The organism is Sphingomonas sp. CCH9-F2, assembly GCF_001556735.1.
Taxonomy (GTDB): domain Bacteria; phylum Pseudomonadota; class Alphaproteobacteria; order Sphingomonadales; family Sphingomonadaceae; genus Sphingomonas; species Sphingomonas ginsenosidimutans.
This window is the reverse complement of the sequence record NZ_LSJO01000219.1, coordinates 1-11400: the sequence shown is the minus strand read 5'-3', so window position 1 is coordinate 11400 and position 11400 is coordinate 1. Positions and strand designations below refer to the sequence as shown.

The following is an 11400-nucleotide window of genomic DNA, read 5'->3' as shown; positions in this document are numbered from 1 at the left end:
TTTTCGACGCCGATCACCCCGCTACCGGGGTCCTTTTTCCACGCCGATCCACAGCGCAAGCGGTAGGGAACACCGCGTTGAAGCGTGATCGTGGCTGGAACGAAAGCGAAATTCTTCATGTCGATTTCGATCGTCCGGGCGTTCAACCAGTTCGGCGATTGAGCAAAGCCAGGCCCCGCGAGAAGAAGGCCGCAAACAGCGAGGCTTAGCGAGCGCATCGAACATCCCCAGTACAAGCGTATCATAGCACGGATTGAGCCGCAGGCTCATTTGGCCGTTCAAAAGCTGCATCGAAGCGAAAATCCCGAGAAAGGGACGTCAATTCCAACTTCCACGGCGCTAGATTCCGAGCCGATTGGCCTGCTTCGGCGTGCAAGGTGATGTTCATCGAGTAGGTTCGTCGTCGGAATCCGAATGGTGTACATGCAAGCGGGCTCGGTGCGAAACCCGCGTCCACCCAGGCATGCGAGGCAGCTCAAGGATCAGAAGAAGCATCAGAGCGGTTATGACAGCCAGATGATAGATCCCGTACGCGGCGCTTAACCCGACCGCTGCAGACGCCCAGAGCGTAGCTGCCGTTGTGAGCCCCGTCACGCGCCCAGCGTCGCGCAGGATGATGCCGGCGCCAATGAATCCTACTCCAGTAACAATTCCCGCAGAGATGCGACCTTGGTCCCCGATGGCGTTCGACACAAGTCCGAAGGCGCAGGCTCCTAGCGAAGCAGCCATGTAGGTTCGGATTCCGGCTTCCCTGCCGTGGTGCTCACGTTGCCAGCCAATTATGGCACCCAGCAACCCTGCCAGTAGGATGCGCGCTATATCAAGCCACCAGGGAATGTTTTCCGTAAGATACGTCAATGACTACAACCCTTGCTTCATTTTTTTTCGCGAAATTTATCATGAAATCGATCGTCGTAAGAGTAGCTGATTATAATAATCCAGTAGATCAATTAGGTGATCGAGATCCGTACGAACTCTTCCTGCTGCATCCAGGGTTGCCGAACGTAACTGTACGGAATCCCGCGCCAACAGGCGCAGGATCGCCGCTGCGCAGGATTTCGCGTCACGCGCATTATAGGATTCGGAATGGCTTGGTGCTGCAAATTCCGCTGACCCTCCCTCGTTAGGAACAATCAACGGCAGCCCTGACGCGATGGCTTCTAAGGCAACGAGACCAAAAGGTTCGGTATCCGATCCGTGCACGAGCGCATCTGCGCTGGCCAACACGGATGCAAATCGCTCACGCTCGAAGATCGGCTTAAACAGCCGGATGTGGGGATTGCCAGCGACGCGGCTGAAGATTTTGGGTCGATCGACGCCGTCGCCAAGGAGGATGAGCCCAATAGGTGCCGATTGGCCGGCTTGTTCAACCGCATCAATAACCATCGGCCAGCGCTTCTCCGGGTGATGCCTCCCGACCCCGATAAGTAAATGCGCACAAGGCGGAAGGTGGCACTCGCCCAGTAGCGCTGCCCGTAGTTGTTCATCTCGAAGATGCGGGGCGAAAACGCCGCCTTCCACGCCGAGCGGAAGCGGTGCATCGACCTGAAGTCCGCGGCCGGAATACCAACGGTCGAGCGTCCTGCCATTCGTGACAAAGGCATCGAACCTGTCGAGGAAGTGAGCAAGGTAGCGGGTGTACCACCCAAACCAACTCTCAACTTTTTGCCGCGAGGCCAGTCGTCCCACCCAACGCTGCGCGTAGGCAGTCATATGGTCATTGTGTGCGAAGAAGACTTTAGCCGCGGGCGCTCTCCAGTTGGCGACGATCCATGCGGGGCGAAACGGCGAGCTTGTCTCGACGACGTCGGGATTTAGTTCATCGAGCAGTGCCGTTACCGGAGCCCCATCCCAGAACATCCCGTAGCTTCGGTCGAACGGAAGGCGGGGTGCGGCTACCCAGAAAACGCGCCCCCCGCCGGGGCGGTGTTCGAGACGATTCTCATGGCCGGGTGCGATGACAATAAGTTCGTGACCAAGATCAGCCAGGAGTCGCATTTTCCGGTCGATGTACGTTCGAACCCCACCTCCTGTCGGGCAGTAGTACTCATTGACATCAACGATCCGCATTTGAATCGACACGAGCAAGTGTTCTAGCCACTAGCAAGGTTTGCACTATAAATAGGCAAATCAGCGCGGCGCCGATTAATCCTACCAGAGCGTCTAGTGCCGGTATCGTCCAGATACGGTCTCCGCCGGGCTCGATTGCCATCATCGCAATCGTCAACAGGATCAGGAAAAGGCGAAGCTCGGTAGGACCCATTGCGAGATAGGACAGTCGCAATTCGCCCATCACTCGCGCCGCGAGGAATGTGTGAACCGACATCAAGAGGTAACCGGCCAGCGCGACCATGGCGATGTTCATGGTCACGTACGGGGAAAGGCCGATCCCGGCCACGATCAGCAGATTTGCCATCCCGTCACAACTGTGATCGATGAAGTATCCGTAGGAGGGGCGCTCGATCTTACGATACCGCGCGAGGCTTCCGTCCATTGAGTCCCCAAACCATTGAACGACATAGCCGGCGAGGGACAAAAGTAACCAAAGGTGGCCAAGATTGCTCGCAATGTAGCCGCCAAAAACCATTGTGGCTCCAATCATGCCGATGGCGGTCAGGCGATCCGGCGTGATGGAAGCAGGCATTCGGGCGCAAAGCCATTGGAGAACCCGTCGTTCGCTCTTGGCAAGCCAATTCTCTTGTATGCGGCGTAGTTCGGAACGAGCAGGAGAGCCATGCATCATGGGAAAACCGGGAGCGTACGGCGCGTGATCGGTTGCGGTGACGTTCGCCCATGCAGAGCGTCAATCTCCGCTTGGCGGCCTTCCAGATAGTTCCTGCGCGAAGCAGCATACGGGTCCGGCGTGTCTTTCAACTCGCGAAGTTGTGAGTCGAACTGGACCCGGTAATCAAGCGACCCAACGATGCTTGCTGGAACCGTGTAGGTGGGCTGGTTGAACGGCTGGCCGAACGCCGACGGAAGAACCATTCGGTCGATACCAAGGCCGATGAGGTCTCTGACGGTCGTAGGGCCGATCAGCGGAAGGAACAGAAAGGGGCCGGGCTTTACGCCGTAATAGCCCAGTGTGTTGGCAAAGCCGTTCGATCTACGAGGTAGTTTGAACGGTTTTTTCCGGGCGACATCGATCATCCCGGCGACGCCGACCGTTGTGTTGATCGCAAACCGTCCGGCCGTCTCGGCCGCCTTGCCGGGTTTGAGCTGAACGAGGAAATTGAGGAATGCAACCGGTTCAGCCAGATTATTGAAGAAATTGCGGATTGCCCCACGAACCGGGCCAGGCAAGGCGCGTTGATAGGTCATCGCCACCGGCGCGACGACCGCCTTGTCAACGGTCTGGGTGATTGCAAATGCCTGTGCGTTGACAGCTTGCAACGGATCTCCCGGCGCATGACCCGGTCGAGCAGTGACCACAATGTCATTGTGTTCGACCGTCTGCTGCTCGGCGCCAATATCTATCGGCAAACCTTCCTCCGGTGACGACGGTGGCGTGGGAGCCTCAACGGGGTTTGCCGACGTTGCTTCGCCTTCGGAGCCTATAGCCGGTACCTCTTGCGGCACATGGCCGACAGGTGCCGTTTCTTGAAAAAGCACCGGCACGATCGCCATCTGATCCAGCATTACTGGAGGAGGCAGAAACAGTGCCGCAGCCACGATAGCAGTGCCCAACTCATAACCTTTCGACAGGAAGAGCTCACCTGGGCGTTGCAAGTCCACCGCCCTTGGGCCATCCTCTGCGAATGAGACGCCGCCGCAGGACGCAACCGCACCTGCCGAAAAGCCGAGACGGATTTTTTGCCTCCGAACGCCCCTGGAGAAAAAGGTAAACGGGAGAAGCTCGTCCACGCCCCGCAATCCGGTCTTGCCGCCTTGTACGCAGCGTACCGTCCGGAGCTTCTCCGCTTTCTGATCACGCGCACAGGCGATCCGGCCGAAGCGGAAGACGTGCTTCAGGAGCTCTGGCTGCGAGTTCATGCGGCCGGCGGCAGCCCCGTCGCAAATGGCCGCGCGTATCTCTATCGCGCGGCACAGAACCTTGTATTGGATCGGATGCGGGAAAGACGCCGCCGCTCAACGCGCGACCGTGACTGGTCGGTTGCGGAATATGGTGCCGCCAGCCCAGGCGAAACAGCCGATCCGCGCCCGGGCGCCGAACAGGCGATGGAGGACCAACAGCGCTCGGCACGTCTGGCGACCGCCATCGCGGCGCTGCCGCCCGCAGCCGGCCGAGTGTTCCGGCTTCACAAGCTCGATGGGTTACCGCACGCGGATGTGGCTCGAGAGCTCGGCATTACGCGCAGCGGCGTGGAGAAGCACATGGCAACCGCGATGACTTTTCTTCGGCGATCGCTGAGGGACTGAGGCGGGATGGCTTGCTCGGCGTCTTACGTTCGAACCAGGAGACTGCCGGCGTGCTCCGTCGGCGGCGATGCGAAATGACCACCACAGAGGACATCTACGAGCAGGCCGCGCTGTGGCATCAGGGACAGCATCGCGACGACTTTGACTGGGATGGCTTTACTCGCTGGCTAGCTGCGAACCCTGAGCATCGTGCGTGTTATAACGAGATTGCGCTGCTTGATGAAGAGATCGATCGCCTACGGCCCGCTCTTCTTCCGCGCGCGGTCAAAAACAAAGGCGCACGCAAATGGCTGCGCTGGCGCATCGTCGCGGGCGCCGTTGCAGCCTCGGCCGTGGCCATCGTATCACTGCCGCTTCTGCGCTTTGACGCGCCGACCGCCTCGCCGGTCTATCGCACTGCCGCTAGCGAAATGAGGTCCGTCACGCTGCCAAGCGGCGCGAAAGCGACACTTGCGCCTGGGTCGACATTGGTTGCCAATGTCGACAATGCCCGTCACGTGCGGCTGACCGGGACCGCGTTCTTTGACGTGCGCCACGATCCTGCTTCGCCCTTCACTGTCGAGGCGGCCGACTTCCTCGTCAAAGATGTCGGTACCCGGTTCGATGTCTCTCTGGAGAACGGTATTCTCAGGGTGGCGGTTCAGGCCGGGACTGTGTCGGTGAGCTCGGTTCGGTTCGCTCAGCCCGTCGTGCTAGACGCGGGCAAGGCGCTTTTCGCAGACCCGGGACGCGGTGTGGTGGAGATCACCGCCCAGGCGACCGAGGCCGTCGGGAGCTGGCGGCGGGGTCGGCTCGTGTATAACCGCGCGCCGCTCGGGCTGGTCGTCGCTGATGTGTCGCGCTACGCAGGACGGCGGGTGGAGATCCGCCGCGACCTGGCCAACAGGCGCTTCTCGGGCGTCATCACGATCGAACCGGGCGCGTCAGCCATCGACACGCTTAAGCAGTTGACGGGGTTGGATGCGAGAGTGGAAGGAAGCACTGTGCGTCTCGTCCGCGGCGCTGGCGACTAGCGTTGCCGGACCGGCAGCGGCGCAGGAGCGTGTCCTTTCGATCGACGTCCCCGCTGGTACGCTTGAGACGATGCTCGCCGCGCTCGCCACTCAGACGAAGACATCGTTCGCGCTCGATGCTCCGCTTCCACAGCGCCGGGCGATCGCGTTGCGAGGCCGGATGACGATCGATGCCGCTTACGCGCGACTCTTGGCAGGCACCGGCCTCTCGGCCCACCGCGTCGGACCGGCGACCTTTCGGATATCGGCTGCCCCCGCCGCCCCGAACGCCGGCCCGACAGCCGCCAGCGCAGATCCAACCGTTTCATCGGACATCATCGTCACCGCCAGGAAGATGCGCGAGTTGCTTTCGCAAGTGCCGGGACCGGTCACGGTCCATGTACTGGATGGAAGCGCCGCCGCGGGCTCGGACGCTGGCACGTCGGCGGTGGCGACCCAGGTTCAGGGATTGATTGCTACGAATGGCGGGCCAGGTGCGAGCCGATTGTTCTTGCGGGGCATAGCCGACAGTCCGTTTATTGGCTTCGGACAATCCCCGGTGAGCGTGTACCTGAACGAGGCCCGGATCACTTACGACGCGCCCGATCCCGACTTCCGAATGGTTGATGTGGATCGGGTCGAGGTACTGAAGGGACCGCAGGGGCCGCTTTACGGCACGGGAGCACTGGGCGGCGTCTATCGCGTGATGACCATTGCGCCCGATTTGGGCCAATTTGCCGGTCGCTCCCGTCAGCGTCTCGCCGGCCTCCCGAGTCACGGTGTCGGCGCGTCGGTCGAGGGCGTCGTCAACTTACCCGTGCGCCAGGATCAGGCCGCCTTGCGGTTGGTGGGCTACGTCGATGTCGCGCCAGGCTGGATCAACAACGCTGGAGGTCGCTCGGACGTCAACCGAACGGTCGTGCGCGGCACCAGAGCGTCGCTTCGCGTTGTCCCAAGCGAGGGGTGGACTTTTGACCTCATTGGCGCCGGTCAGAACATCCGCGCGCTCGACAGCCAATATGTGGATCGCGACAAGGAAGAGCTGACACGCGCAGACCGGACGCCGGAGCCACGGTCGAATAATGTCTGGCTCACCTCGGGCGTCCTGCAAGGTGAGCTTGGGCCTTATGCCCTGACCGTCTCTACAAGCCTAGCAACGCAGAGGACGCTGAAGGTTGACGACGCGAGCAGCGCGGCCTCGTCCCTCGGTCTGACCGCGCCGCTGCGGTATGCCGAAACCCGCACATATCAGGTATTCGACCAGGAAATCCGCCTTGCGAACAAAAGCGGCCGAACGCCTTGGGCTTTGGGCGTTTCCTATCTCTCATCCCGTAGCGGCGCTCGCGGCCGAGCATCGGAAATCGGCCCGATGATCGCAGATTTGCTGGATGCGTCAAGAAGCGTCACCGAAACGGCCATGTTTGCCGAGGGTAGCCGACCGCTTGTCGATGGTCTTCGTCTCGGCCTTGGCGTCCGCGTTTTCCGCTCAACCGTCAAGGAGGACCGCGACGACGATGTCGGAACCGAAGTTCGGTCCAAGTCTTTATGGGGTGTATCGCCCAGCGCGACGTTGTCATGGTTGCCCTCCTCCACCTCGTTGGCCTACTTTCGCGTTGCGTCCGCATTTCGGCCCGGTGGCCTCGATCCGACCAACGTGGAAACCGGCCGCTACGATGCCGATCAGTTGGTCGCCTTCGAAGCTGGATTTCGACGAACTTCGGATGGCGGCAGGCTTCAGGTTGAAGTTGGCGCGTTCAGCTCCATCTGGTCGGACGTTCAGTCGGACTATCTTCTTAATTCCGGCCTTGTGGCGACGCGTAACGCTGGCGACGCGAATATCCTGGGCGGCGAACTGACCGTTCGGTGGCGGCCGACACCGGCATGGTCCTTTGTTGCGGGCGCCTCCGGCCAGCGCGCCCGGCTGGTTCGCGGCATTGATGGTGCAGATTTGGAGCGTGACCCGCGCCTTCCTGTTGTACCTGACGTATCCGGCCACTTCGAGATGCGACATTCGATCGATGCAGGGTCCTGGCGAGTGTCGCCCGCGGTGACCGGTCGCTACCTGGGACGGTCTAGGCTGAGCCTGGACCCTGGGCTCGACCGGCGGATGGGCGGGTTCGCCGAGTTCGGCGCGGGGCTCGAAGCTCGCAGGGGAGCGTTCGCGGTGGACCTGTCTGCAACGAACCTCTTCAATGCGCGGGGCGACACGCTTGCCTTTGGCAATCCCTTTTCGGTGCGCACGGAACGCCAGTACACACCCGCCCGCCCACGCGCCTTCTCGATCTCGGTATCTCGCGACTTTTGAAGGCCGTGCAGGTCCGCTCGTTTTTTGCAAACGGACTGCGGATGTGTTCGGCCGCGGCGTCTTCAGACAATAGACATTATTTCAGAGCGGCCGGGAAAATTGATGACGGGAGCAACGACGCCTCCCAGCGCACCAAATCATGCGCTGGTAATGTGTCAGTCTGAGCTGGGGGTTGCCGATCGCATCGGAGCAGTGGCGGCGATGATGGTCGTGACTCTATCCGACAAGCCATGCGACCCCTAGCGGAACGCTATTTGCGCGCAATGCCACCCCCGTGTCGGCGTTCGAACCACACGAATTGTCCGCGGCCTGTGACAATGGGCTACGATTTTCGGGACTTAACGAACATGAATATCGGGCCTTTGGGCTTGCGCATCAAACCGAGTACGCTGCCAGCCACGCTCAGGACGCTTCAGGGCGTTGTCCGGCCCGGCTTCACCCGTTGGGGTAGCCTTGCGTTCTCGCTAGGGATTCTTGCCGCCGTTGCATTTCAGCTGCGCTCCATCGATTTCATAACTCTCACCACCTTAGTACCGACGAGCGCTCTGTTCTGGTTGGCGTTTGCGGCTTCCTACCTAGCTACACCGGTGTCCGAGTGGGCGATCTTCCGGGGGCTATGGCGCTTGCCCGTCGTTGGTCTGCTTCCGTTGCTTCACAAGCAGGTGACCAATAATCTTGTCCTGGGCTACATGGGAGAGACGCAGTTCTATCTTTGGGCAAAACGCCGGGCTGAGATGGTCGCGTCGCCATTTGGTGCCGTAAAGGATGTCGCGATTCTGTCCGCGCTTGCTGGCAATGTGGCGACGATCGCCGTACTCGCTCTCGCCTATCCCATGTTCCTTGAGTTGAGGACCGGAAGCGTCGGAACCGCGATTGTCGGGTCTGTGTTTTTCGTGATGGCCGTGTCGATCGGTATCACCGCATTCGGACATCGAATGTTCACGCTTCGTCGTCCTGTGCTGATCCGCATCTTCGTCGTCCATCTCCTGCGCATTGCGGCGACGGTGACGCTCTCCGCGCTTATGTGGCATCTCGTTGTTCCCGACGTCGCAGCAGGATGGTGGATATTGCTGGCGAGCGTCCGCCTGATGATGTCGCGCCTTCCGCTAGTCCCCAACAAGGACGTCGCGCTCGTGGGCGTTGCTGCCCTTTTCGTTGGCCAAAATCTGGAGATCGTTGCTGCGATCGTACTCGTCACAGGTATCACGGTCGCGGCCCATGTCCTCGTGGGTATCGTACTTGGATTCGTCGCACTCGCGCCCGAGACCTACCACTATAAGCGTCGTATTCGCGCTCACGCGCAGGCATGTCGCGAGCCGGGTCCTGTTTACGATGCCAAGCGGTCGCCGCCGATGCTTAAGGACCAACTCATCTAATAAAAATCTCACAATAATGAGAATATCTATGAAATATAGATTGAGGTGGATACCCGGACTTGCAACAGGTGCTATCGCGGTCGCGATAGGAACATTTGTTCATGGTTGGTATACCGGTCACTGGAGTGGATTGGTAGGAGAGTTACCGATCCGGGCCGCTATCATGATGCCTTTCTTTGTGTTAATTTACCCGTGGATTTCATCAAGTGAAAAATTCTGCGCGAAGAAGTGAGATCTGCGGAGGCTCAAGAAGGCCTTGCAAGTCATTGCGCTTATCGGGAACCTGAAGCTGGGGCGTACGACATGAACTCAGTGAATATGTCAGTTTTGTAAGTCGGTGTCGGCAGAAGCGGGGCATTTCCGCCATTGCCGTTTCCCGGAGTGCCACAGTCGGTTTCGCAGCCATCGAAGTGAGTGGCAGCAGCCGGCATTTCGATCGAAGTCGGCGTCGGCGGATGGTCCATAAACCGTGCAGAGAAGTGGCAAGCGGCTCTTATACACAAAGAGTCATCTGGTTTCGTCGTGCAGCATGGCCGGTTCTCAGCCAGCGGCCTGTTGTGGGGCCCAGATCAAATGCACCTCCCCTTGAACCGCCTTTGAAACGCGGCTACTCGGCCTCGAATCGCGTAACAGTATAACACCGCGCGGACGCAATATTCTTCAGGCAAGGCGATGGGAATGAGAACCAGGGCGGTGCTTTTAATCGGGATTTCTCTTGTTGCGATCAGCGGCAACGCGGTCGCGCAGAGCGCGTCTACCGCAATGCCGAGCAGCAAAACCGATGCCGCGAACGCGCCGACCGCTCAGGCGACTGCGCCTAGGCCATCCCGCCCGGAGATACCCGCTTCGGACCGCGACATCATCGTCACCGCCCCACTCCAGCAAAGCGAAACCGACGTCCTTCAGGGCACATCGGTGCTGAAGGGTGAGGCGTTGACCCGAGACTTGCGCCCGTCACTTGGCGAGACGCTCTCGCGTCTGCCGGGCGTGTCGGCGACCTCCTTCGGCCCTTCGGCGTCCCGGCCCATCCTGCGCGGTTTCCAGGGCGAGCGCATCCGCGTGCTGACGGACGGTATTGGCGCGATCGACCTGTCCAATACCTCCGTCGATCATGCGGTGGTCATCGACCCGCTCCTGGCCGAGCGCATTGAGGTGCTGCGCGGGCCATCGGCGCTGCTGTTCGGCTCGTCTGCGGTGGGCGGGGTGGTGAACGTCATCGACACGCGCATTCCGCGGACCCGGCCCGAGAACGGCTATCGGCTGAATGGCATCGCCACCTACGGCTCGGCCGCGAACGAGCGTTCGATCGCCGGCGCTGCTGACGTGGCGGTCGGTCCCTACCTCGTGCTCCACGCCGACGGCTCGTATCTCAAAGCCGACGACCTCAGGATCGGCGGCTACGCGCTATCGCCAGCGGCACGCGCTGCTGCGCTCTCGCAAGTCGGCTTGCCGCAAGACGTGGCACCAGGCGAGGACCCGATCGACTTCGCGGCCTCCGCTGCTATCCGAGGCAAGCTCCCCAACACCGCCGCCGAGACCTGGACGGCGGGCGTCGGCGCGTCGATCATCACCGACACGGGCCAACTTGGCGTAAGCTACAGTCGTTACGACAGCCTCTACGGCGTGCCGATCCGCTATGCGACCGAGGTGGGCCAGGCGCAGGAGTCGCCCCGGCTCGATGTCAAGCAGGACCGGGTCGACTTACGCGGCGAAGTCGAGACCGGGGGCGGGTTCCTCGACCGCATCCGCATCCGCGCCGGCCATGCCAGCTACCGCCATTTTGAGCTGGAACCGTCCGGCGAGATCGGCACGGCGTTCTACAGCAAAGGCACCGAGGGGCGACTGGAACTCCTTCAGGCAGATCGCGGTGGATGGCAGGGCGCGAGCGGTGTCCAATATTTCAACCGTTCGTTCAACATCGAGGGTGTCGAAGCCTTCCTGCCCCGCAATGAAACCAATCAGACCGGCATCTTCACGCTTCAGCAGTATAATGCGGGGCCGTTTCATGCTGCGGCCGGCGCTCGTTACGAGTGGAGCAACCAGACCGCCAAGACCGTGGGCAGTGACCCGAGATTCTTTGGCGGGAAGCGCAACTATGGCGCGTTCTCCGGCTCACTGGGGGTCGGTTACGGCGTCACCGACGCGATCCGCATCGGCCTGAACGGTTCATATACCGAGCGCGCGCCGTCAGCCGAGGAGCTGTTCGCAAACGGGCCTCATGCCGGCACACAAGCTTATGAGCTGGGCAACCCGGACTTCCGGCTGGAACGGAGCTATGGGATCGAGGCGACGCTTCACGTTCACGGTGAGCGCCTGAGCTTCGACGCATCCGCCTATTACAACCGCT

The 11400-nt window shown here is 60.9% G+C and carries 9 protein-coding genes; 5 read left to right on the top strand and 4 right to left on the bottom strand.

Translation table 11 applies throughout. The features are described 5' to 3' along the window. Positions 1–384: 384 nt before the first annotated feature. From AX685_RS23495 to AX685_RS06445, 4 genes are read right to left on the bottom strand one after another with little or no spacing between them, the layout of a single operon-like run. Complete coding sequence (locus AX685_RS23495; protein ID WP_051121504.1) at positions 385–858, bottom strand: MgtC/SapB family protein; 474 nt, start codon at positions 856–858, stop codon at positions 385–387. Positions 859–897: 39 nt separating this feature from the next. Next, positions 898–2070 (bottom strand): glycosyltransferase, encoded by a 1173-nt coding sequence (locus tag AX685_RS20930; RefSeq protein ID WP_016509644.1) that lies wholly within the window; start codon positions 2068–2070, stop codon positions 898–900. After that, on the bottom strand, positions 2057–2743 hold the full coding sequence (locus AX685_RS06450) for a CDP-alcohol phosphatidyltransferase family protein (RefSeq protein ID WP_075153467.1): 687 nt from the start codon (positions 2741–2743) through the stop codon (positions 2057–2059). Before AX685_RS06450 ends, AX685_RS20930 begins: the two co-directional genes overlap by 14 nt. Then, a complete protein-coding gene (locus tag AX685_RS06445; RefSeq protein ID WP_231738638.1) occupies positions 2740–3864 on the bottom strand; it encodes an MlaA family lipoprotein in 1125 nt (374 codons plus the stop codon). The genes AX685_RS06450 and AX685_RS06445 overlap by 4 nt, the downstream gene beginning before the upstream one ends. Between AX685_RS06445 and AX685_RS06435 the strand changes: the two genes are divergently transcribed. The 5 genes from AX685_RS06435 to AX685_RS06415 all read left to right on the top strand — a co-directional run. Then, entirely contained in the window at positions 3814–4380 is a 567-nt protein-coding gene (locus tag AX685_RS06435) for an RNA polymerase sigma factor (RefSeq protein WP_051121508.1), read from the top strand. The genes AX685_RS06445 and AX685_RS06435 overlap by 51 nt on opposite strands. Positions 4381–4454: 74 nt before the next feature. Beyond that, complete coding sequence (locus AX685_RS06430; RefSeq protein WP_066486622.1) at positions 4455–5393, top strand: FecR family protein; 939 nt, start codon at positions 4455–4457, stop codon at positions 5391–5393. A 70-nt stretch (positions 5394–5463) separates the two neighbouring features. Next, positions 5464–7677 carry a TonB-dependent receptor domain-containing protein gene (locus tag AX685_RS06425; protein WP_164521953.1) on the top strand — a complete coding sequence of 738 codons (2214 nt, stop codon included), beginning with the start codon at positions 5464–5466 and terminating at the stop codon, positions 7675–7677. A gap of 317 nt (positions 7678–7994) precedes the next feature. Further along, positions 7995–9053, top strand: a complete 1059-nt coding sequence (locus AX685_RS06420; protein ID WP_066486616.1) for a hypothetical protein — start codon at positions 7995–7997, stop codon at positions 9051–9053. A gap of 678 nt (positions 9054–9731) precedes the next feature. Beyond that, positions 9732–11400, top strand: a 1669-nt coding sequence (locus AX685_RS06415; RefSeq protein ID WP_231738635.1) for a TonB-dependent receptor, incomplete at its 3' end; no start/stop codon positions are given.